Origin of the sequence: Variovorax sp. J22R115 (genome assembly GCF_030317005.1) — a bacterium.
Taxonomy (GTDB): Bacteria; Pseudomonadota; Gammaproteobacteria; order Burkholderiales; family Burkholderiaceae_C; genus Variovorax.
Genome location: NZ_JASZYM010000006.1, coordinates 72,721 through 93,360, shown reverse-complemented (window position 1 = coordinate 93,360; position 20,640 = coordinate 72,721). Strand labels below are relative to the sequence as shown.

Below are 20,640 nucleotides of genomic sequence, written 5' to 3'. Positions count from 1 at the left end.
GGGTACCGCCGCCCCTCACGATGAGCAAGGCAGGGACGGGTGCCCGGTGGCCTTGCTGGCGGACCCCTCGAACAGCTTGTCGACCGCTTGCACCGAGCGCCCAAAGCATTTCAGCTAGCGATGGGCGTTCCTACATGCCCATGATCGCGCCGAGCGTGCGTGCGAGGACGCCCTGAAACACCACCTTGCCGCCGACATAGGCCAGGCAAATGCATTCGCCAGACGCCGGTACTTCGGGCTGGTGGTGCACCGTGTCGTCGGTCTCGTCGAAGTCTCCGGCCGCGAAGTGGTCGCGGCCATCGTGGAAGCGGCCGTACAGCACTTGCGTCAACTCCATGCCGGCGTGGGTGTGCATCGCCAGCTTCCGGCCGGCGCCGATGCGCAGCAGGAAGAGCTTGGCAGCCGGGTCTGCCGGCAGCGTCACGCGGCTCCAGCGCATACCGGGGCCGAGCCAGCGCCAAGGGGTCGCCACGCAGTCGCTCAGCGCCCGAGGCCACTGCATGCCTTCCGGTGGCCGAGGAAGGCGACCCTCGGTCTGCGTCGCGGCCGGCGCGCGTTGCGGCGCGTCGATGGCCGCCATCGTGCGGGCCAGCGCGTCGGGCGACAGCGTTTCGGGCGCCAGGTTTTCGAGCAGCGCGCCGCCCGCGGCCTCCAGCACCTGGAGGCGATCGCGGCAATGCGCGCATGTTTCGACGTGGCTGGCCGTGAGGACGGCCACGCCGCTCGTCAGGTTGCCGGCCGCCAGGCCAAGCAGCAGATCGTCCGCTGGATGATGTTGGGTCATGATTCGATGCCGTTGAGCAGCCGGCGCAGTTGGTTCACGGCGAGTCGAACGCGCGACTTGACGGTGCCGAGCGGTATTCCGAGTTCCGCGGCGATGCGTGCATGAGGCCGTTCTTCAAAAAAGGAAAGGCGCAGCACCAGCGCCTGTTCATCGGGCAAGCGGGCCATGGCCACGCGAACCCGCGATTCGCGCTCCCGTGCGAGCACATGTTCGTCGAGCGCGGGCTGGGTGTCCGCCTGGGCTTCGGCCTCCTCCTCGGCCCCGTAGACCAGCCGGGCGTCCTGCCGCCGAAAGTAGTCCACGCGCAGGTTGCGGGCGATGGTGAAGATCCAGGTGGATACGCTGGCGCGGTCCGGATCGAAGGTGGACGCCCTGCGCCACACGTTGACCATCGTCTCCTGGGTGATCTCCTCGGCCAGGGCGTCGCCCGTGCCGCCGAGGATCAGATAGGTCTTGACGCGCGGGGCGAAGTGCTTGAAGAGCACGGCGAAAGCCTGCCGGTCGGATTCGACAGCCACGGCCCGCGCCAGGCCGTTCAATTCTTCGCTGGTCGGCATGGCCTTCCGATGGGAATGGGTAGTCACGATCGACAGCCGTGAGGAGCGTTGCGCTGCGATCTGCGACGCCGACATCGATGGCTGTGGAGCAGGTTCCATATGCAGCTGGTACGGTCCGCGCGGGAAATTAGATCACAGCACGACGTGCAGACGAATGAATCCGTCCGGGGCCTGGGCTGGCCAGAGGTGGCAGCGACACCCGGCAGCCCGACGATCGGACCCCGAGCCTTGCCGCGCGGCCCGAAAGGCGTGATCGTCGAGCTCCGTCGCGCGACGCCGGTTGCGGAGGCGGTTGTCTAGATGACGTCCTGCGGGGCGGCCACGACCCGGTGGTACCTGGCCATGGCCTCGGGCTCGACACCGAGCCAGCGCGCGACCTGCTCGCTGTCAGCTCCGCGTCGGAGCTGACGCAGCGCGAACGTGTGCCGCAAGCGAAACGACCCGCCGTCGGCGGCATCGAGCCCCGCCTCGTCGAGCACCTGCTTGGCTGCCTTGTAGTGGGACTCCTTGCTCCAGGCCTTGCCGCTGCGGGTGGAGGGAAAGAGAAAGTGGCCCTCGATGCGCGCGTCGGCGCGCACCCGCAGCCAATGCTGCAGCAGATCTCCGGCCCACGGCGCGATCGGCGCTTCGCGCGCCGGCGAGGTGCCGTTGCCCGGAACCGCCACCTTCCAAGGCCGCTCGCGCACGCGTCCGCCCTGCGAGGTCGGTCCATCGAGCGTCAGCACGCGCACGTCGCCCGGGGTCAGCCCGGCGCCCAACTGCAGTGCGACGGCCGCGCGGTTTCGGACCTCCTGCCAGCTGAACGACGCCTGCGCGGCCCGCCTTTCTTCCGACAGGTGCGGCCGTGGCCGTGCGTGCGACAGAAAGATGATCAGCTGCTTGGTCTCGGACACCGACAGGAATTCCGGCAACGGATCCGAGGCTGCGGCTTCTGCGTAGCGGATCTCGGGATTCGCGGCGATCCAATCGGCCGCGACCGTGTTGACGGGCGTGTCCGTGACGGCCGCGTGGTGGCGCAGGACACGATCGATGAGCCGCAGCAGACGCAAGGCGTGGCGCGGTGACAGCGACAGGTCCGAACTCTTCATGCCATAGCGCTCGGACTGGAAGGCCTGGAGATCGCGCGCGTCGAGCGCCTCCAGCGTGACGGCGGGCGACTGGCCGAGGCACCAGGCAGCAAAGGCCCCCCACATGTCCCGATAGACCTCGACCGAGGACGCCAGCCGCAGCGAGCCCTGCGCCTGCTGGTCATGCAGCTAGCGCTCGAAGGCCAGGCGATGGCTTTCGCGGGGGGCATCTTCGAAGAGGGGAAGTGACGTCATAAATACACTAACGGCACGGGGTGGTGTTTCGTGTCTTGGAGGAGTTTTTAGTAGGGCTAAGGAGTGGCGATGTGGATGCCGTTAGTGTAATTGACGCGGGTGTCCAGCATGACTTCCTCCTGCCGCTGCTCGAAGTCGCTGCCTGGGGCTCCTTGCGCTCGACTCTGAGGAAGCACTCGAACGGCACGCTCATGCGCTCGGGATCGACCTCGGTCACGTAGAGGCATATGCAGATCGCCGAGCGGGCGGCGCCCCTGGCCCTGGCATGTACCCGAGCTGCCGGATGGCGCGTGCGAATGCGGGCACCGGAGACGCAGCATTCGTCGGTGAGCGCGAACGCGGCGAAGAGCTCGGCGGCACCGACCGACCAGGAAGCTGTGGTTGGAGCGGGATAGCATTTCGCGTGGAGCGGCGGGGTGTCGAGCATACTGGATAACAGTACAGTATTTAACGCGGTAGGTCTCGACAACAACACTGGTTGTACGTACAGTACTTTACATGGACCCTGTCGCCGCCGAGATCTGGATCGCTGCGTGTGCACACGAGCTGCACCGGCGCTGGCGCACGGTGGATCCAGAGCAGCTCGACGAGATCGCGGCCGACCTCTGGGACGACGAACGCCTGCGCGCCATGTCGCCCGTGTCGGCGGCTGTCGAATGGCTGGCCCCGGTGGCGCATGAACCGAGGCCCCGCACAATGCGCTGATGTGCAGCCACTATCAAGCGGAAAAGCGCCGCAGGCAGATCGAGAAACACTTCGGCATCCGGCTGCCGCCCGAGTGGGAGCCGCCGCCAGGAGGGCTGCACATCTACCCGACGCAGATGGCGCCGTTCATTCGCCGGCCGCCCGAGCGCGAGTCGGGGGACGAGGCGGTGCCGGACTTCGAACTCGTCGAGGGGCATTTCGGTCTGTTGCCCGGTTTCGCCAAGGAGGTCCGCTACGGCGTCAACACGTACAACGCGCGCACCGAGACTGTCCGCGAACTCGCGAGCTTCAAGAACGCCTGGGCCAGGCCGCGGCACTGCATCGTGCCGTGCGAGGCGATCTACGAGCCGGACTGGCGCAGCGGCGAGTTCGTGCCGACACGCTTCACGGCCGCCAACGACGAGACGCTCGGCGTGGCTGGCCTCTGGTCGCCCTGGAGGAACCCGGCCACCGCCGAGTGGGAGTTGAGCTTTGCGATGCTCACGATCAACGCCGACACGCATCCGCTCTTCAGGCTCATGCACCGGCCCGACTTGAAGCGCCCGCCGGAGATGCAGGACAAGCGCATGGTCGTGATCCTGCCCGAGGCGCAGTACGGCGAGTGGCTCGATGCACCGCCCGAGCGCTCGATGGAGTTCATGCGGCAGTTTCCGGCCGAGCGCCTGGGCATGGTGGCCGAGCCGCTGCCGCCGAAGGAGCCCAAGCCGAAACCTGCCCGGGCGAAGAAGGCGCCGCCGGAAGAGCCTTCGCTTTTCTGATTGTTGCGTTGCCCCGGACGCCTTGGCCACCGCGTCTCGCTCCTGAAGCCCGACGCGCCCGACCAGTTCATCCGCTCAACGACTGGTTTCTGTCATTCACGCGCAAAGATTGAACGGCAACGAACAGCCGATGACCGTCAACGCCGCGCAGCGCGGATCGCCTGCACGGCTTCGGAGTTGACCAGGGTGCTCAGATCCCCCGCGTCCTCGCCGAGCCAGGCCGAACGACACGCCGCATGAGCTCCATGTTGCGGGTGCGCGGCAGGTCGGGAACGAACACCACCTCGGCTGGCTTGAAGGCACCGCCCAGGCCCGCAGTCACCGCGGTCGACAGGACCTTGACCGCCTGCTCGCGGTCCGTATCAGGCCGTGCGACGCACAGGCAGACCACGGCCGTGCCCTTGATGGGGTCGGGAACACCGATGGTGACCGCGTCCTCCAGCAGGCCCGTGCCCATCAGCAGCGCCTCGATTTCAGCGGGCCCGGTGCGTTTACCGGCGATCTTGAGCGTGTCGTCCGAACGCCCGTGCACGTACCACATGCCATCGGCGTCGCGACTTGCGAAGTCGCCGTGCACCCACAGGCCCGGCAGGCGCGACCAGTAGCTTTCCAGGTAGCGCTCGCGGTCGTGCCACAGCCCGCGCGTGAGGCCGATGGTCGGCGTGCGCATCACCAGTTCGCCGGTGACCCCCACGCCAACGGAGGCGCCACTGCTGGCGTCGACCACGTCGGCGCCGGTGCCCGGCACGGCACCCGCAAAGGCACAGGGCTTGAGCGGATGGATCACGGTGCCGGTCAGGATGCCGCCCATCTTCGCAGCTCTATACCGCGGTCGCCACCAGCGAATTGCCGGTCACGCTGGGCACGGCCGGCACGACCGGGCCGATGTACAAGGCCGGCAAGGTTCGCTTCCTGGCCGTGGGTGCGCCTCAGCGCCTGGTCGCCTATCCCGACGTGCCGACCGTGGCCGAGGCCGGCGGCCCCAAGGACTACGAAGTCAGCGGCTGGAACGCGATCGCCACCCCCAAGGGCTTGCCGCTGGCGGTCAGCGACAAGATCCGCCAGGACATCGCGCCGCCAAAATCCTCATCGACACCTGCATCGGAAACGACAAGGATCGCCCTGGCCGGCCCCACTGGTGCAACCTCGATACTCAGATGTAATCGACTTTGTGTTGTGCACCCACCTGCACGCAGACCATGTGGGCTGGAACACACAGCTAGTAGATTGGCGGTGGGTGCCGACCTTCCCGAATGCCAAGTATGTCTTCGGGCGCAAAGAATACGACGTCTGGCAAGCCCAGTTCGCCACCGATGGCAACACCCGCCATATGGCCGGCTATCGCGACAGCGTGCTGGCGGTGGTGGAGGCCGGGCAGGCCCTGGTGGTCGACGACTACGCCGAGATCGCCGACTGCCTGCTGGTGACGCCCGCGCCGGGACACACGGCCGGCCACGTTGCCCTGTGGCTGAGTTCGCGTGGCCAAGCGGGGGTTTTCACCGGAGACATCATCCACCACCCGGTGCAGTTGAAGAACCCGGGATGAAGTTGCTTCGGCTGCAAGTACCAAGTCGAATCCGCGAGCACCCGCGAACGGGTGTTGGCCGAATGCGAGGAGCGTGGCGCGATGCTTCTACCTGCGCATTTCTTGACACCTTTCGCCGGACGCATCAAGGCCGCAGGCACTGGCTATTGGTGGGCTGAATTGCAATAGACCGCACGGCTTCAGAGACATCGTCTCAGAAAGATCATGAGACGGGAGTTGCGCACCGGCGCTCGGCGTAGCTGCTGTCTATTTCCTGCCCCTGCTCGTCGGCACGAACCTAGCGCCGAGGTTGCGGTGCGTTTCGCCTCCCGACGGCCGCTACAACTCGCATTGCAGCCCTTGAGGGCTGAACCAGGGACAACCGCTGTGAGCCCACTGCGGGCTCACAGCACACCTGCATGAATGTCCGCGATGCTGGCGGAAGCGGCCGTTGGAGAGGGGGCACTCTTCAGAAGGAAGCCTTGTCCAAAACGACGTCGCACGTTCCAAGAGGCAGCGGCCCTTCGGCTGCTCGGGGCACCCGCCCTGCGACCTCGATGAGCGCCGGGTCTCGATCTTGAGCATGTGCAAGAGCACGACCACCGCAGATTGGAATCCAGTTGCGCCTCTCCCAGCGCAGTCTTTCTGGTATCAATGCGACACCGCGGCTTGCAACGTCGTAACCAGCGCAGCCGCCCCCCAATCCTTGGTCCCGGCGTCGACTCGCAGGTCGCGTCGGCGACCATGGAAGCCCTCGCCATCGGTGACGACTGGACGGTTGGCGTCGAGGTCGACGATGCCACCGCCGCGGCCGGAGGATGGCGTGCGGAGGCGAGATGCAGATTCGCTTCCAATGCCTCCACAGTGGGCTCGGGGGCCAGGTCGACGCCCTACGGGAAGCGATCGAAGCATTGAAGGGCCGGCGAAGCGTCGTGTTGCGCACGCGCCTGTCGGACAGTTGTGCTCGCTGGTGCCGAGCAGCACAATCCCTTCCGGCACCCATGGCACCCTGACTCCGGGAACGTCGATCCGGCGCGTGCTGACCTGGCGGCTCGCGCTCGCACGTTTCAGAATCACGATGTCTTCGAGGCTGTGTTTGGCAAGAAGCCGGCCCAGGGCTTCCGATTTCCACCCGCGATGGAAGGACTTCACAAATGACCACGTTGACTATCAATGGCAAGGCGACCACCGTCGCCGCGCCGGATGACACGCCGTTGCTATGGGTCTTGCGCGACCATGTTGGCCTCACCGGCACCAAGTTCGGCTGCGGCATGGCCCTCTGCGGCGCATGTACCGTACACCTCGAAGGCGCGCCTGTGCGCTCGTGCCAGACGCCGCTGTCGGCCGCGGCGGGCAAGAAAGTCACGACCATCGAAGGCATTGGTGCCAGCAAGTCCGGCAAGGCGATCCAGGCCGCGTGGATGCAGATCGGCGTGGCCCAGTGCGGCTACTGTCAGTCCGGCCAGATCATGAGCGCCACTGCGCTCCTGCAAAAGAACCCCAAACCAAGCGACGCCGACATCGAACAGGCGATGAGCGGCAACATCTGCCGCTGTGGCACCTATACACGCATTCGCACGGCCATCAAGACCGCTGCCGGCATGGGAGAGGCATCATGAACACGAGCCGAAACATGCAATCCCTTTCCGAATGCGTCACACCGGGCGCGTCGGTGAGCGCAACCGACACCCCGGTCGGTACCAGCCGCCGCCGCTTCCTGCAGGCCATGCAGTTGACAGGCCTGGTGCTTTATGTGGGCATCCCGGCGATCGGCACCGCAGCCGACGAACCCAAGAAGTACGGCGGCGAGGGCATGCCGCAAGGCCTGCGCGACAGCCCGAAGATCTTCGTGTCGATCGCTCCCGATGGCATCGTCAGCATCATCGTCAACCGCTCCGAAATGGGCCAGGGCGTGCGCACCAGCATTCCCAAGATCGTCGCCGACGAACTCGAGGCCGATTGGAAGCGCGTGCGCGCGGTGCAGGCGCAAGGCAACGAAGCCAAATACGGAAACCAGGACACCGACGGGTCTCGCAGCACACGCCATTGGTTCGATCCGATGCGCCGCTGCGGCGCCAGTGCCCGCGTGATGCTCGAACAGGCGGCCGCCGCGCGGTGGAAGGTGCCGCTCGACTCGGTGCAAGCCAGGAACCACGAGGTCGTGCACACCCCCAGCGGCCGCAAGCTGGGCTACGGCGCCCTCGCGCTCGACGCTGCCAAGCTCGAAGTCCCGCCGCCGGGCAAGGTCAAGCTGAAGGAGCCGAGCCAGTTCCGATACATCGGCGTGGAAGACACCTTCCTGACCGATGGCCAGGCGATCGCGACCGGCAAGACGTGGTACGGCATCGACACCCGCCTGCCGGGCATGCTGTACGCGGTGATTGCACGTCCACCGGTGCTTGGCGGCAAGCTCAAGAGCTTCGACGCCGCCGAGGCATTGAAGGTACCCGGCGTGGTCAAGGTCTTCGCGATGGACGGGACGCCACCGCCTTCCGAATTCGAGCCGATCGGTGGCGTCGTGGTGGTCGGCAAGGACACCTGGGCCGCGATCAAGGGGCGAAGTCTCCTGAAGATCGACTGGGACGACGGCGCGCACGCGAGCTACAACTCACCCGCCTTCCGAAGTGAACTCGAAGCGGCCGTGCTGAAGCCCGGCGGCAAGGAAGTTCGCAACGAAGGCGACACCTATGGCGCCCTGTCAAAGGCCGCGAAGCGGATCGAGGCCAACTACTACGTGCCGCACTTCGCGCACGCGTCGATGGAGTGCCCGGCCGCGACCGCGCGCATCGTCAACGGCGCTTGCGAGATTTGGGCCTGCACGCAGTCGCCCCAGGCGGCGCACGACCGCGTGGCAAAGCGTCTTGACCTGGCGGCGGACAAGGTCACGGTCAATGTGACGCTGCTCGGCGGCGGCTTCGGGCGCAAGTCGAAGCAAGACTTCGTCGTCGAGGCGGCGCTGGTATCGAAGGAGATGGGGGGCCAGCCCGTCAAGCTGACCTGGACGCGCGAAGACGACTTGCACCACGATTACTTCCACACGGTTTGCGCACAGCATCTGGAAGCGGGCCTCGACGCCAACGGCAAGGTGACCGCCTGGCTGCACCGTACCGCCGAGCCGACGATCCTTTCGATCTTTGCCCCGGACCCGAAGACGCTGGCGCCGTTCGAGCTGGGGCTGGGCCTGGCTGGGATGCCGTATGCGATCCCGAACGTGCGAATCGAGAACCCGGAAGCGACCGCCCATGCGCGCATCGGCTGGCTGCGCTCGGTCAACAACATCCAGCATGCGTTCGCAGCGCAGTCGTTCATCGCCGAGATCGCACAGGCGCAGGGACGGGATCATCGCGACTTCCTGATCGAACTGCTGGGGCCCGATCGCCTGATCGACCCGAGCAAGATCAGCGACGGCTGGAACCATGGCGAATCGCCCGAGCGCTATCCCATCAACGTCGGTCGGCTGCGCAAGGTCGTCGAACGCGTCACACAGGAAGCCCAATGGGGACGCAAGATGGGCAGCGGCCAGGGCTTGGGGCTCGCGGCGCACTACAGCTTCGTGACCTATGTCGCCGCAGTCATCGAAGTGAGCGTCGACCCGACGGGCAACCTTGTGATTCCGCGCGTCGACATCGCCGTGGATTGCGGGCCGACGGTGAATCCCGATCGCGTCCGCTCGCAGATGGAGGGCGCCTGCGTGATGGGCCTCAGTCAGGCGGTTGTCAGCGAGATCACTTTCAAGAATGGCCGCGCGGAACAGGACAACTTCCACCAGTTCGAAGTCGTGCGCATGAACCTGGCACCGAAGAAGATCGTCGTGCACATCATGCCGTCGGCGTACGACGTACCGCTGGGCGGTGTCGGAGAACCCGGCGTGCCGGTGGTGGCGCCGGCGCTGATGAACGCGATCGCTGCAGCGACCGGCAAGCGCATCCGCCAATTGCCGCTGCGTGCGCAGCTCGCGCAAGTGTCCTGACGGGACGTTGATGGACAGGAACCGGAGAGCCCGTGCAATTGCGGGCGCCGGGGTCATCGACGCGCTGCGGGATTTCCTCGACGAGGTGGGAGTGAGGGTCAACTTCAGAGTTGACCGGCCGTTCGCGAGGAAAAGTGCCAAGTTGTGTTTTCGGCAACCGGCGCCATTTGACAGAGAGATTTGAAAGGCTGCGATCAGCCCCTGATGCGGTCGATGGGTGTACGGTCGGATCATTCTGGCGTGACCAGCTTGAGCCCGATGACGCCCGCCAGGATCAGTCCGATGCACAGTAGCCGCATCGGCGCCGCAGAGTCGCCCAGCACCAGCATTCCCACGATCGCGGTGCCAGCCGCGCCGATGCCCGTCCAGACCGCGTAGCCGGTCCCCATGGGTAGCGTGCGCATCGACAGTGAAAGAAGAAAGACGCTCGTCAGGCCTGAGCCAACCGTGATGAGCGCAGGCATCACTTTGGTGAAGCCTTGGGATGCCTTCATGCTGAAAGCGAAGGCGATCTCCAGGATCCCCGCAATACAAAGCAGTGTCCATGCCATGGTTGCCAAGCCCGCTCGTCAGGCAGCGGCAGCAGCGGCCGGGGTCGAACGGAACGCGATCCCAAATCGATTGAAGGCGTTCATCAAACCGATGGCATAGGTGAGCACGGCCAGTTCGTTGTCGCTGAATTCGTCCGCTGCAGCCCTGTACTCGGAATCAGGAGCGCCGGTCTCGGCGACACGTGTCACAGTTTCGGCCCATGCAAGCGCGGCGCATTCGCGGGTGCTGAACACCTCGATCGCATCGCGCCAGACGGGAACCAGCACCAGCTTCTCGACCGCCAGGCCCGTCTTGAGCAAGTCGCGCGAATGCATGTCGATGCAGTAGGCACAGCCGTTGATCTGCGAGACGCGCAGGTACACGAGGTCGATCAGCGCTTTAGGGAGGCTGCTTCTCTGAAGCGTTGCGTATACGCCGCCGAATGCCTTGTAGCCTTCGGGTGCTGCGCTGGAATAGTCAATGCGATGAGTCATGAAGAATCCTTTCAGTTGAAGGATCCGATGATGCGCAGTCTTGGTCCATGCCGAAAGGTCCAAGAATGGCCTTGCGTACTGGGCCATGATCCTTGCACGACAGCGCTGGATTGTCACTATGGATGAAGCCGCGCCAGGATGCGCAAGGCAAGCTTCTCGGCGGTCCGCTGCGACTCGACGTTCGTGAAGTTGAGGAGCACGGCCGAGGGTCTGCTTCCGCCCGCCATCCAGTCCGTCAGTGCCTCCCCATGCAGGCCGTCTTCCCGCATGCGAGCCACCACCCCTCGGTCTGAACGTCTGCCACGAAGTCGCAACACCAGGTGCATGCCACCTGGCTGCGGGTCAATGTGCAAGTACTTCCCCAGCACGCCTTCGAGGCCCGCGGCTGTCGCCTCTCTGCGCTCTGCGTAGAGCTTGCGCATCCGCTGGATGTGCCGTGCGAAATATCCTTCCTCCATGAAGTCGCTAACGAGTGACTGAGTGATCCCTGGACTGCTGCCGGCAAACGCATGGCTGATCTGCTCGAACCGTTCCGCAAGGAGCGAATAGGCCGCCTCGATGGTGCCCCTGGCCAAGCCCAGCTCCTGGGTCAGCGCCCTCGCCGAGGGGATGCGGTCACCAGGCTTGAGGACGCCACTCGCGATGGCGCCAAGAATGCGCCCGTAGATCTGCCGGTAGTACGGTTGCGCCGCAGTCCTGTCCAGGGACAAGCCCAGCTTGGTTGTTTTGCGGTTCATGGCAGGTCAGGATCGCACAAATCATGGCCCAGTCGCAATGCCTTTTCATGGCTCTTTGGCCAGGACCATACCGTTCGTAGACTGATCACCTTCCCTTGTGCTTCCAACTAGAAGGACCGGACGATGCGTATCCTGCATGTCAGCTGCAGCCCCCGTGGCCGCGCCTCCGAGAGCCACCGGCTCTCCCAAGAAGTCATCGACCACCTGCTGGCGAGCATGCCGGCCGCAACAGTGGTGGAGCGCCTGCTCGGGGAAGACGCCTTGTTGCGCATCGACGAAGACTACGCACTGTCGCAACAGTCGTCTGCGGACGCGTCGAAGGCGGGGACGGCGGCAAGGTCAGAAGTCCTGATCAAGGAGCTCGAGCAGTCCGATTGCCTTGTCATCGCAACGCCCATGCACAACTACACCGTCCCCTCTGGATCGACCACGTCGCTCGCGTGCGACGCACCTTCGATGTCAGTCCGAACGGAAAGGTGGGATTGTTGCGTGACCGTCCTGTCTTCGTTGCGGTGTCCTCGGGCGGCAGATTCTCCGGCGAGAGTCCACGGCAACCGGACTTCCTGACGCCTTACCTGAAAGCCATCCTGGGCATGATCGGCCTTCGCGACGTGAAGTTCTTCTGCGTCGAAGGCGTCGCCTCCGGCCCGGCCGCGGTTGCAGGGGCGAGGGCGCAGGCAAGGCTGGCCCTGCAGGATCACTTTGCTGCCGGGCGTTGGGGGAGCGTGCGATGAACCGCTTGGCCACTCGCACGGTCGCAGACCCTGCCGCCGGTCGCCACGGGTCGCCGTGGATGATCTTCTGGATCGCCAGCATCGCTGTGTTCCTGGTATCACTGGATTCGACGATCTTGTTTGCCGCATGCGCGGCGATCGGTGCGAGCTTTCCCGGAACGTCGGCAGCCGACATGTCGTGGGTACTCAATGCCTATACGGTGGAGTATGCCGCGGCGTTGATACCCGCTGGCGGACTTGCAGACGCCCATGGGCGCAAAAGAATCTTCCTGCTGGGCGTCAGCCCTCTTTCTCGCGGCATCGACTGCCTGTGGGCTGCCGGCAACGTGGGCTGGCTGGTGGCTGCACGAATCCTGCAGGCGGTCGGCGCCGCCCTCCTGACGCCCGCTTCGTTGTCCATCGCGGCCGTAAAGGTAGCGACACGCGTCACGCCAACAAGAGACGCAAAGCGGCCGCCCGACCGGATGCTGCAGGGTCTCTCAGACAAGTACTGGGGATGGATGTCGGCAAGGCGAATGGAGCGTGAGCTGCGGAGAGAGATGCAGAACCAGGCTGCGGCGCTTGCGCGGTAGCAGCAAACCACCAGTCTCGACTATCGCTTCGGAGCACGAGTGATGCGCAGGATATGGTGTTCCCTGAATTCGAAGTCCGGAACATCCAGGTCGGCCATCTGCAGCAGCTGCGCGTCCTGGTCCGCGTACTGCTTGATCGCGCGGCCAGCGTAGTCCCATTCGCCAAAGCGGCATGGATCGCGATAGCCGCCTTGCCACGGGCGCACCGGGGCATAGCGGTCCGCGCCCTTGGGCACGTGTTCGACCTCGCATCCGTCGGCCGGGTTGACCAGGGAGTAGACGAAGAACGATGGACGCTCGGCCGCGATCGGACGCTGGTTCCAGGTGTGGACCGTTTGCGCCTGAAGATCATCGAGCATCACATCGGTGGTTCGAACGAGAGCCAGCGGTGTACGTTGGAAGGTGTAGAACTTCGGGCTGCCAGTCGGAACCTCCGTCAGGTCGATGTCCAGGTAGGAAGCTTCCTTGCGTTCCATCCCCGTCATCCAATAGACGAAGGCAATCCAGGCACCCGTGGTGACCAGGAAGGCGATCACAAGCAGAACGCGACGTAGGGTCATTTCGTATCGGGGGAAGTCAGCAAGAAGATGAAGTCTTGAGGACTGGATCGGGCTCCGCGTCCATGAAAAGGATGATCCCACGCTGCTCTGCGTGAGCGACTGCTTCTGAATGTCGCGAACCGGCGTTCCGGGCCCGAACTTCCGCTTCGATGGCTAACAGATCGGACGTTCGATCCTTTGAAAGCACGGCGCCAGAGCGCAAGCATTCGGGCTATGACTGCAATACCTCGGGACCGGCAGTCGATACCAAGGTGTCCTTCGCCATTGAGCGCCCGGAGTCGGCCCCACACCGTGAATTCACGCTACTGAAGGCAAGGACAGCAACCGCTGCTGCATTGCGGCCCTCCAGGCCGATGCTGCAATGAACTATTGCCGCGAAGCATCCAGCGCGCCGCCCACGATGAGCGAAAAATCACCACCCGTTGCGATCAGTGTTGTTGGGCCGAGGCCGGCCTGCGCAAAGAGCGCATCGAATTCGACATGCGTGCGCTCCCGGCCTGTGAGCGCAACGAGCATGTTCAAGTCGGACCGAACCGTGACCCGGTCGGCGGTGGACGCGTCAGGCCGGCGCGACATGGTCCGCTCGACGGCGATGACCGTTCCGCCTGGTCGCATGGCGTCGCGGCAGTTCGCCAGAATGCGGATGGCCCGCTCGTCGTCCCAGTTGTGCAGGACGCTCTTGAGCAGGTAGATGTCGCCCCCTTCGGGGACAGCGCGGAAGAAGTCACCGCTCTGGATGCGACAGCGATCAACCAGGCCGGATCGCTCGAATGCATCGTGCGCCCCGGCGACGCCGGCTGGCAGATCGAAGAGAATGCCGCACGCCGACGGGTTGGCTTGCAGTACCGTTGCCAGCAGCTCGCCCTGACCGCCGCCCACATCGACCACGCATTCCGCCTTGCCGGTCGGGATCGCCGCCACGACGGAGGCCGCCGTGCGTCGCGTCATCTGCACCATGGCCCGATGAAACAGCGCGGCGGCGGCCGGGTCGGTATCGAGGTCGCCGAAGCCTTCCTCGCCAAGATGGCGCTGCTTGAAGCTGCGTCCCGTGCGGACGCTCTCGTGCAACTCGCCCCACCTTGCCCAGTGCGGTCCACCCACCAGCAAGGCCCAGGCACGCAGTGACTGCGGGTCGTGGTCGCACAGGAGGCGACCCATGGGCGCTAGGCCAAACTGCCCCGCGTCCGTCTCGACGCACAAGCCGAGCGTGGCCAGCGCGCGCAGCAGCCGGCGCAGCGACGGCGCGTGACACCCGGTTGCACCGGCCAGTTGATCCAGGCTGCAATTGCCTTGCACCAAGTGGCCAGGAATGTCGAGTTCACAGGCCGCGCGGACGGCCTGCGTCGTCCAGTTGGCGTTGATCAAGGCGAGCAGCTCCGTGCTGGGGTCCATCATTCCATCCTGATGCCGGCTTCCCGGATTACCTGGCCCCATCGCATGGTCTCGCTGCGGATGAACTCGCCGAAAGCCTCTGGCGTCATGAGGCCGGGCTCCGCACCGCCGCTGGCGAACCAGGCGCGAGCCTCGTCGGTAGAACTGACGCGCGCGATCTCGGTGTGAATGCGATCGACAACCGGCCTAGGAGTGTTAGCCGGCGCCGCGATGCCAGTCCAGCCGGCGAATTCATAACCCCCAACGCCGGCTTCGGCGATCGTCGGAACCTCCGGCAGCGAAGGCGATCGCGTTGCGCCTGTCACGCCCAGTGCACGCAGTGATCCGGTACGCACATGCGGCAGCTGCGCCGTGAGCCCTTCGATGGCCCATGTAACCTGCCCCGCAAGCAGCGCGGCCATCATGGCTCCGCCACCCTTGTAGGGAACGTGGACCGCGTCGATGCCCGCTGCCCGCTTGAACAACTCGCTGGCCAGATGCGGCGGCGTGCCGACGCCCGGCGAAGCAAAATTCAATGCACCCGGCTTCGTCTTGGCCAACGCCACGAGTTCGCGCACCGAGTTCACCGGCACGGCTGGCGCGACCGTCAGCAGCAGGGAACCATGGCCCCACCGCGTGATCGGCGCGAAGTCGGCCAACGGGTCGTAGCCCGTGCGTGCGAAGAGATAGGGATTGAAAGCCGCCGTGCCTTGGTGGATCAGCAACAGCGTGTAGCCATCGGGAGCACTATGCGCAACGGCTGCGGCACCGATGTTTCCACCGGCAGCGGCATTGTTCTCGACGATGACGGGGTGCCCGAAGGCGCTGCCCAGGCGCTCCGCCAGCCAGCGCGCCCGGATGTCCGTCACGCTGCCGACGCCGCCGGCCACGATCTTCAGGGGCCGCGTGGGCCAGGGGGCAGGCTGGGCCTGCGCAACCGCTGCGCCGGCGGCACCAAGCCCCGCGGCGGCCAAGGCGGCCAGAGAGAAGGAACGGCGTCCGGTGTTCATCGTGAGCTCCTTGTCGCAACGAACGGATGCGCTCAATATGACCGGCAGCAAGCAGGAAGGGAATACTCCAACGCGCGCCGGCGGCCTCAACCAGCGGTTGAGGCGTCGAGCAGTCGAGCATTGTTAAGGGAGCCGGCATGGACAAACTGCGGTCGCTCAAATACTTCGTCGCCGCGGCGGAGACCTCCAGCTTTTCCGCTGCCTCGCGCGGGCTGGGCGTGAGTGTGGCGGCGGTCGCGAAGATGATCGCCGCCTTGGAGCGCGAACTCGGCGTCACCTTGTTCGAACGGCATTCGCAGGGACTCGCACTCACGGCCTCCGGCGGCAACTACCTGGAGGCCTGCCTGCCCGCGCTCGAGCAACTGGCCCTGGCCGACGAGCAGGCAAGTGCCTCAACCTCGCGCGCCCGAGGCACCGTCGTGGTCGGCGTGCAGCCGGTGATTGCGCAGGAGTGCCTGACGCCTGCCTTGCCGCGATTTGCCGCCATGTACCCGGAGATCCAGCTGGACATCCGCTACTTCATGCGGGTCACGGATGAGCAGGTTCGCGGCGTGGACGTCTTCCTGGTGATGGGCTGGCCGCAAGCCGTCGGCGACCTAGTGCTACGGCCGATCGGCGCCACCGGCTTCGTCGTGTGTGCCGCGCCAGCCTATTGGGCGGCGAATGGCATGCCACGGCACCCGAATGAGCTGGAGCATCACAACTGCATGTGCATTCGCTCGAACCATGGATCGGTCATGGACCTGTGGAGGTTCCGGCGCGGGGATGAACAAGTGTCGATCACGGCGGGCGGCTGGCTTACGGTCGACAACGCCCATCGGGACATGGTGCGCGATCTGGCCATCGCCGGCGCGGGTGTGGTCCGGGTGCTCGACTGGCACAAGCGGCAAGGCCGCGAAATCGCGAGCGGCATGCTGGTTCCGGCCCTCACCGACTGGGAGATGGACGTGGAGGTACCGCCGGTCAACCTGCTGTATCCGCCAAGCTCGCGGCGCATCGCTCGCGTCAGGTTGTTCATGGATTTTGTCACCCAGCTTTTCCGCGACATCGAGCAGCAAAGGGAGTTTCGTTCGCCTGCTACGTCCATGCCGCGTTGGGCCATCGGGCGCCGCTCCCGCGCGTCGGCGGCAATGCGAGCAAACGGGGGTTGAAATCTCTCATCCGGAGAATCAAAGTGTTCTGGCTGGAGAAGCGGCAAAGTTGCGAGGGCCAGGGCTGGGCGGGCAACAAGCAGTTTCCGCCGCCGACACGACGGCCAACACAACTTGGCGGGTCCGCTCCACCATGCCGTCTGCCTCGAGAAAATAGTTGTGCCGGAGCCGCTTCACCTTGCGACCGGTCATCGATTCTGGGATCTTCTCGGCTCTGAACGACCGGAACCGGCATTGACGCGCGAATTCTTCCGGCGAGAGGGAAGGGCGCGCTGCGTAGCAGCTGTCCGAGCATTGGACCGGCGGACGGGCTAATGCCTGCTCGGTTCGGAAACTGCACATAAATACAGTAATGACAGGCTAAACGCCCAGCGATAGGATTTTCGACAAGGCGGGAGACGGGAGCACTTCGGAGGATCTCGGCGATGTTGCCCAACGGAGCTATTCATCGATTTGAGTACGACGGTTGGAACGTATCGGTCGAGCTCACTGGCTCGACTTCCGAGGGGTTCATGAGCGGTCACGCAGACCTTCAACGACGAGCTGAGCACAAATGCCGAATCGCCTTGACCGGCAAACACAAGGACGGCGCGAGCGCAATTGCCTCCTTGGCCGAGAGGTCGCGTCAGTACATCGACCGGTGGAACACTAAACGCCAAAGCGATGGGTCGGTTTTCGTAGACTTGTAGGAGCAGAGCTTCTCGAAGACGCTTGCGGTCGTGTGCGAGCCCAAGCGTCACTGCTGCTCTTTCGCGGGCAGCCAGGCGCGTGTTTGACGTCCTCGGACAAGCTCAATAAGGCGGTGACGTTGCCAATGACGGCGTTCGCACTGGCCCCTTCAAGCGCCGCCGTCGCACGGTCGCAAACATGCTGCTGGCCGCGAAACCTCGTCGTGCCGCATGTCTGCCGTTGATGGCTGATGCTGGCTCGCGACGGTGTAGGCCGCAGGGCACCGGCGCTTGCGCAGGGGTTATGTCATGGAGCGAGCGATGGCTGTCGTGCAATTGATCGCGGGTCTCGGATTTCCTGATCAAGCCGGTCACGGAACTGGTGCTGCGCGAGGCCGTTGAGACGGCCCTTGTGCGCGCCAGCATGCAGCGCAGCTGAGCGTCCAGATTTCATTCCTGAAGGAACGATATAAATCTCTGACCTATCAGGAGAGGTAAGTCGCCCTTCTTGTCAGCGAAGGCTATCGCAACAAGGACATCGCAGCGAAGATTGGCGTCGCCGAGCGCACCGTGAAGAATAGCGAACCTCAGCATTGAAGAAGCTGGCCGTTGATTCCGTGCCTGATCTGGTTACGCTTTCGCGCTCCTAGGCATGGACAGCCTGCATCGCGGCGCGTCGGTTGGGACCGGCACCATCGGTCAAGGCCCCCACCGCGGGATCAACGCCACCGACAGATCTGCGATCCACCCAGGCCGGCTCGCGCTGCTCGGAATCGGCGCTCAGCGGCGCTGAGGGATGAAGGACGCCCAGTCTTCACCGCGCAGCGGCACCCTCGTGATCGGGGCTCCGACGAACGGCTGGTTCTGCAATCTTGAGTGAGCTGCCGCTTGTGGCTTTTCCAATTTGAGGTTTAAGCCCCAACGCGAACTCAAGACTGCATGCCGAAGTTCAAGGTGCTCCGCCGAATGACGGCGGCTGATGAAAGCCAACGTTGGCAGTTTTCACGGCGGACGACGGGTGCACCCCGGAACCTGCCCGTCGCAGCCGTTTTCTCACAGCGCTTGATCTGGGCGACAACGTCAGACCGCGCGGGTGGCAATGGACGATCTGACGCGGAACGCTCAAGGCTGCACCGAACGCCAGTCCGGCGCCAGGTTACGCAATGCCGAGAGGCGCTTGCGTGTGCCCGGATGCGTCGCGGTGTCGTTGCGCCAGCCGAGATTCATGAAGGCCGCAACCACATGCCGGTCCGGCAGGTCCAAGGCGCGCAGGGTGCTCAGGGCGAAGGCGTCGGCTTCAAATTCCTGCAGATAGGCCAACGCCGATGCGTCACGGCCCAGGCGGTCCGCAATGGCGTCGGTGTGTTGCTGCTCGACGGGGCCCGGCACCCATTTCGTGTAGACGAGGCCCATCTGCGACCAGTGGTCGAGCACCACGTGTCCCAGTTCGTGCGCGAGGATGAAGATGCGTTCGCCTTCCGGCAGGTCCGCCAGGGCAACATTGGCCACCACGATGCGGCCTTGCAGCGTCTCGCCCACGATGTCGCCGCGCACCACGCGAAGCTCGACCTTCGAAAGGGCGGGCCCGCTCAGGCCACGCAAGAGCTTCTCGAAGGACTCGCGCACCTTCAGGGCGCGTGGACTCGTGGCATCGGCCGGCGTCATGGCATCGAGCTGCTTCTGTTGTGAGACCCGCAACACCTCGACGATGTCCGACGTCGGGCGTGTGTCCTCGCAGCGGGCCGCGCCGCAGACCAGGACCATCCACATCATCAGCAGCCATCGCATGGGCACACTCCGCGGCGCTCTAGTGAGCGAGCGCCTTTGCTGCATTGCAACAAACATGCCAGCCGGCGCCTCCCGCTCGATACGACGGCGACGCCGAATGGGATCAATCCGGGTGAAGCAAGATCAGGGCAAGGATGAGCTTTAGGTAGCGCGCCCTATCGCCCAGCCCGCAGAATGCTGCATTGCACCATGGATACGCTTTCGGACAGTCTGATGTTGGGTCTCGACGATCTCGTGGCCGACGTAGCCTACGCGCGCCGGCATGAAGACCTCGGGCGCTTGGCGCTTCTGTGCTATTGCGAATTGCGGCCGTGGGCGCGTCAGGCGCGAGAAGAACGCTTGGCCGAGCTCGCATGGGCGTTGTGCACACGTGCCACACCCGGCAGCCGGGCACTGTTCCTGCGACGCGTCGACGTCGTCATCGAGGAACTCGAAGGGATCTGTTGTCGCGCGGGACGGACGGTGACGGCCGAATTGCTGCTGGCTGCTCGAAACCCTTGACTTTTCCGATAGGCGTGCGCCCACCAATGCGTTTAAGGGGACCTCGTGCCCTTGATGCCCGTGGGCACCGCCCGCGCTGCTTCGACGCCCCATGGGAAGTAGGTACGGGCACCTGGCATCTATTGCTTGAAGAGCTCACGGACTCCCACGCCGTGGCGACGCTCTGGCCCTTGCCTCCCACCTTTGCGCCCATTGGCGGCGGGCCACTTGGTGCGCGGGGCGATCCATCGAGGCTCCTGCGGTATCCGTCGGAATCTGCGGAGGAATGACGGGTCATCCGAAAAGTTCAGAGAACACTCATCATTCCTCCGACAAGTTTGTTTTTGATTAAGAGGCGAAACCCGGATCAGGTTTCGTCCATTTGCGACGAAGCGGAGTGCACGGTCCGCGCAACATGCCCTTGCTCCATCGCTTTTCGAGGAAGATTGCCTCGACTTCACTTTTCGCTCTACCGAAGGCACCTCAGGCGCATGCCGTCATGCCGATGCCCTGGCGCTTGAGCGCTTGACGCGAACGGAGTTGCTGTCAGTAGGGGCGTAGACGCAGACCCGGATCGGCACACTCAACTTCGTGGTCGGCGTGCCGACCGGGACGCTGGGTCGCTGGCGGGTAAGGCTCCTCGACGGCATGGTCGAACGCGGTCTCGGTCGGCGCCACCTGCGCGCCACAGCGTCTCGCGGTTTGGACGGCGGATCATGCTTTCCGCCCGTTGGAGACGGGAGGGGCTCATTGGAACGATCAGCGATGGCCAGACTTCTGCCAAAGTTCCGAGCTTGCGCGTTCGTCAGCGGGTGCGTGCGATCCAGACGCTCTCTCGCGTCAGACTTTTTCAAGGTTCGCCTTCATGAGGCAAACTATAGCTCGACCGTGCTTCGCCGATTCGCTGATGCCAACTTCGAACC

Annotated in this window: 20 protein-coding genes and 3 pseudogenes; 11 read left to right on the top strand and 12 right to left on the bottom strand. The window is 64.7% G+C overall.

Going from position 1 to position 20,640, the window contains the following annotated elements:
• Window positions 1–130: 130 nt before the first annotated feature.
• The 4 genes from QTI04_RS12085 to QTI04_RS34200 form a co-directional block, all read right to left on the bottom strand.
• Complete coding sequence (locus QTI04_RS12085; protein ID WP_286603195.1) at window positions 131–784, bottom strand: ChrR family anti-sigma-E factor; 654 nt, start codon at window positions 782–784, stop codon at window positions 131–133.
• Window positions 781–1,368, bottom strand: a complete 588-nt coding sequence (locus QTI04_RS12080) for a sigma-70 family RNA polymerase sigma factor (RefSeq protein WP_286615873.1) — start codon at window positions 1,366–1,368, stop codon at window positions 781–783. Before QTI04_RS12080 ends, QTI04_RS12085 begins: the two co-directional genes overlap by 4 nt.
• 269 nt (window positions 1,369–1,637) lie before the next feature.
• Window positions 1,638–2,534 carry a tyrosine-type recombinase/integrase gene (locus QTI04_RS12075; protein ID WP_286615871.1) on the bottom strand — a complete coding sequence of 299 codons (897 nt, stop codon included), beginning with the start codon at window positions 2,532–2,534 and terminating at the stop codon, window positions 1,638–1,640.
• A 136-nt stretch (window positions 2,535–2,670) separates the two neighbouring features.
• Window positions 2,671–3,090: a hypothetical protein gene (locus QTI04_RS34200; protein WP_336621883.1), complete on the bottom strand. Its 420-nt coding sequence runs from the start codon at window positions 3,088–3,090 to the stop codon at window positions 2,671–2,673.
• Window positions 3,091–3,161: 71 nt separating this feature from the next.
• Here QTI04_RS34200 and QTI04_RS12070 point away from each other — a divergent pair, with 71 nt between their 5' ends.
• Both QTI04_RS12070 and QTI04_RS12065 read left to right on the top strand, forming a co-directional pair.
• On the top strand, window positions 3,162–3,368 hold the full coding sequence (locus QTI04_RS12070; RefSeq protein WP_286615869.1) for a hypothetical protein: 207 nt from the start codon (window positions 3,162–3,164) through the stop codon (window positions 3,366–3,368).
• Entirely contained in the window at window positions 3,368–4,126 is a 759-nt protein-coding gene (locus QTI04_RS12065) for an SOS response-associated peptidase (RefSeq protein ID WP_286615867.1), read from the top strand. The genes QTI04_RS12070 and QTI04_RS12065 overlap by 1 nt, the downstream gene beginning before the upstream one ends.
• A gap of 190 nt (window positions 4,127–4,316) precedes the next feature.
• Here QTI04_RS12065 and QTI04_RS12060 read toward each other — a convergent pair whose 3' ends face one another.
• The gene (locus QTI04_RS12060; RefSeq protein WP_286615865.1) at window positions 4,317–4,937 is read right to left on the bottom strand and encodes an AMP-binding protein; all 621 of its coding nucleotides are present in this window, start codon (window positions 4,935–4,937) and stop codon (window positions 4,317–4,319) included.
• Window positions 4,938–4,972: 35 nt separating this feature from the next.
• On the opposite strand from QTI04_RS12060, the pseudogene QTI04_RS12055 reads away from it, so the two are divergent.
• The 4 genes and pseudogenes from QTI04_RS12055 to QTI04_RS12040 all read left to right on the top strand — a co-directional run.
• Window positions 4,973–5,188, top strand: a pseudogene (locus tag QTI04_RS12055) (tripartite tricarboxylate transporter substrate-binding protein); the annotation flags it as partial.
• A gap of 76 nt (window positions 5,189–5,264) precedes the next feature.
• Window positions 5,265–5,672 (top strand): MBL fold metallo-hydrolase, encoded by a 408-nt coding sequence (locus QTI04_RS12050; protein WP_286615864.1) that lies wholly within the window; start codon window positions 5,265–5,267, stop codon window positions 5,670–5,672.
• A 1,133-nt stretch (window positions 5,673–6,805) separates the two neighbouring features.
• Window positions 6,806–7,270 (top strand): (2Fe-2S)-binding protein, encoded by a 465-nt coding sequence (locus tag QTI04_RS12045; protein ID WP_286615862.1) that lies wholly within the window; start codon window positions 6,806–6,808, stop codon window positions 7,268–7,270.
• Window positions 7,271–7,377: 107 nt separating this feature from the next.
• The gene (locus QTI04_RS12040; protein WP_286616114.1) at window positions 7,378–9,621 is read left to right on the top strand and encodes a xanthine dehydrogenase family protein molybdopterin-binding subunit; all 2,244 of its coding nucleotides are present in this window, start codon (window positions 7,378–7,380) and stop codon (window positions 9,619–9,621) included.
• 230 nt (window positions 9,622–9,851) lie between these two features.
• On the opposite strand, the gene QTI04_RS12035 is transcribed toward QTI04_RS12040, so the two are convergent.
• The 3 genes from QTI04_RS12035 to QTI04_RS12025 form a co-directional block, all read right to left on the bottom strand.
• Window positions 9,852–10,172, bottom strand: coding sequence for a multidrug efflux SMR transporter (locus QTI04_RS12035; protein ID WP_286615861.1), 321 nt, complete (start codon window positions 10,170–10,172; stop codon window positions 9,852–9,854).
• Window positions 10,173–10,190: 18 nt separating this feature from the next.
• Window positions 10,191–10,646 (bottom strand): carboxymuconolactone decarboxylase family protein, encoded by a 456-nt coding sequence (locus tag QTI04_RS12030; protein ID WP_286615859.1) that lies wholly within the window; start codon window positions 10,644–10,646, stop codon window positions 10,191–10,193.
• 116 nt (window positions 10,647–10,762) lie between these two features.
• Window positions 10,763–11,383, bottom strand: a complete 621-nt coding sequence (locus QTI04_RS12025; protein ID WP_286615857.1) for a GntR family transcriptional regulator — start codon at window positions 11,381–11,383, stop codon at window positions 10,763–10,765.
• A 123-nt stretch (window positions 11,384–11,506) separates the two neighbouring features.
• Here QTI04_RS12025 and QTI04_RS12020 point away from each other — a divergent pair.
• Both QTI04_RS12020 and QTI04_RS12015 read left to right on the top strand, forming a co-directional pair.
• Window positions 11,507–12,117, top strand: a pseudogene (locus QTI04_RS12020) (FMN-dependent NADH-azoreductase).
• Between the two features lie 59 nt (window positions 12,118–12,176).
• Window positions 12,177–12,689, top strand: a complete 513-nt coding sequence (locus QTI04_RS12015; RefSeq protein ID WP_286615856.1) for an MFS transporter — start codon at window positions 12,177–12,179, stop codon at window positions 12,687–12,689.
• A gap of 20 nt (window positions 12,690–12,709) precedes the next feature.
• On the opposite strand, the gene QTI04_RS12010 is transcribed toward QTI04_RS12015, so the two are convergent.
• The 3 genes from QTI04_RS12010 to QTI04_RS12000 form a co-directional block, all read right to left on the bottom strand.
• Window positions 12,710–13,225: a hypothetical protein gene (locus QTI04_RS12010; RefSeq protein WP_286615854.1), complete on the bottom strand. Its 516-nt coding sequence runs from the start codon at window positions 13,223–13,225 to the stop codon at window positions 12,710–12,712.
• Window positions 13,226–13,615: 390 nt separating this feature from the next.
• Entirely contained in the window at window positions 13,616–14,641 is a 1,026-nt protein-coding gene (locus QTI04_RS12005; protein ID WP_286615853.1) for a methyltransferase, read from the bottom strand.
• Entirely contained in the window at window positions 14,641–15,630 is a 990-nt protein-coding gene (locus tag QTI04_RS12000) for a tripartite tricarboxylate transporter substrate binding protein (protein WP_286615851.1), read from the bottom strand. Before QTI04_RS12000 ends, QTI04_RS12005 begins: the two co-directional genes overlap by 1 nt.
• A gap of 137 nt (window positions 15,631–15,767) precedes the next feature.
• Here QTI04_RS12000 and QTI04_RS11995 point away from each other — a divergent pair, with 137 nt between their 5' ends.
• On the top strand, window positions 15,768–16,781 hold the full coding sequence (locus QTI04_RS11995; RefSeq protein WP_286615849.1) for a LysR family transcriptional regulator: 1,014 nt from the start codon (window positions 15,768–15,770) through the stop codon (window positions 16,779–16,781).
• Window positions 16,782–17,965: 1,184 nt separating this feature from the next.
• A pseudogene (locus QTI04_RS34285) lies at window positions 17,966–18,046 on the top strand (hypothetical protein); the annotation flags it as partial.
• A gap of 525 nt (window positions 18,047–18,571) precedes the next feature.
• Here the strand turns inward: QTI04_RS34285 and QTI04_RS11990 are convergent.
• Complete coding sequence (locus QTI04_RS11990) at window positions 18,572–19,237, bottom strand: M48 family metalloprotease (RefSeq protein ID WP_286615847.1); 666 nt, start codon at window positions 19,235–19,237, stop codon at window positions 18,572–18,574.
• A 189-nt stretch (window positions 19,238–19,426) separates the two neighbouring features.
• On the opposite strand from QTI04_RS11990, the gene QTI04_RS11985 reads away from it, so the two are divergent.
• Entirely contained in the window at window positions 19,427–19,738 is a 312-nt protein-coding gene (locus QTI04_RS11985) for a hypothetical protein (protein ID WP_286615845.1), read from the top strand.
• The last annotated feature ends 902 nt before the right edge of the window (window positions 19,739–20,640 follow it).

Bases quoted from the DNA above. Each gene is read 5' to 3' on its own strand.
- QTI04_RS12085 (WP_286603195.1), bottom strand. From the start codon at position 784: ATGACCCAACATCATCCAGCGGACGATCTGCTGCTTGGCCTGGCGGCC.
- QTI04_RS12075 (WP_286615871.1), bottom strand. From the start codon at position 2,534: ATGTGGGGGGCCTTTGCTGCCTGGTGCCTCGGCCAGTCGCCCGCCGTC.
- QTI04_RS34200 (WP_336621883.1), bottom strand. From the start codon at position 3,090: ATGCTCGACACCCCGCCGCTCCACGCGAAATGCTATCCCGCTCCAACC.
- QTI04_RS12070 (WP_286615869.1), top strand. From the start codon at position 3,162: ATGGACCCTGTCGCCGCCGAGATCTGGATCGCTGCGTGTGCACACGAG.
- QTI04_RS12065 (WP_286615867.1), top strand. From the start codon at position 3,368: ATGTGCAGCCACTATCAAGCGGAAAAGCGCCGCAGGCAGATCGAGAAA.
- QTI04_RS12060 (WP_286615865.1), bottom strand. From the start codon at position 4,937: ATGGGCGGCATCCTGACCGGCACCGTGATCCATCCGCTCAAGCCCTGT.
- QTI04_RS12045 (WP_286615862.1), top strand. From the start codon at position 6,806: ATGACCACGTTGACTATCAATGGCAAGGCGACCACCGTCGCCGCGCCG.
- QTI04_RS12040 (WP_286616114.1), top strand. From the start codon at position 7,378: ATGCAGTTGACAGGCCTGGTGCTTTATGTGGGCATCCCGGCGATCGGC.
- QTI04_RS12035 (WP_286615861.1), bottom strand. From the start codon at position 10,172: ATGGCATGGACACTGCTTTGTATTGCGGGGATCCTGGAGATCGCCTTC.
- QTI04_RS12030 (WP_286615859.1), bottom strand. From the start codon at position 10,646: ATGACTCATCGCATTGACTATTCCAGCGCAGCACCCGAAGGCTACAAG.
- QTI04_RS12025 (WP_286615857.1), bottom strand. From the start codon at position 11,383: ATGAACCGCAAAACAACCAAGCTGGGCTTGTCCCTGGACAGGACTGCG.
- QTI04_RS12015 (WP_286615856.1), top strand. From the start codon at position 12,177: ATGATCTTCTGGATCGCCAGCATCGCTGTGTTCCTGGTATCACTGGAT.
- QTI04_RS12005 (WP_286615853.1), bottom strand. From the start codon at position 14,641: ATGGACCCCAGCACGGAGCTGCTCGCCTTGATCAACGCCAACTGGACG.
- QTI04_RS12000 (WP_286615851.1), bottom strand. From the start codon at position 15,630: ATGAACACCGGACGCCGTTCCTTCTCTCTGGCCGCCTTGGCCGCCGCG.
- QTI04_RS11995 (WP_286615849.1), top strand. From the start codon at position 15,768: ATGGACAAACTGCGGTCGCTCAAATACTTCGTCGCCGCGGCGGAGACC.
- QTI04_RS11990 (WP_286615847.1), bottom strand. From the start codon at position 19,237: ATGCGATGGCTGCTGATGATGTGGATGGTCCTGGTCTGCGGCGCGGCC.
- QTI04_RS11985 (WP_286615845.1), top strand. From the start codon at position 19,427: ATGGATACGCTTTCGGACAGTCTGATGTTGGGTCTCGACGATCTCGTG.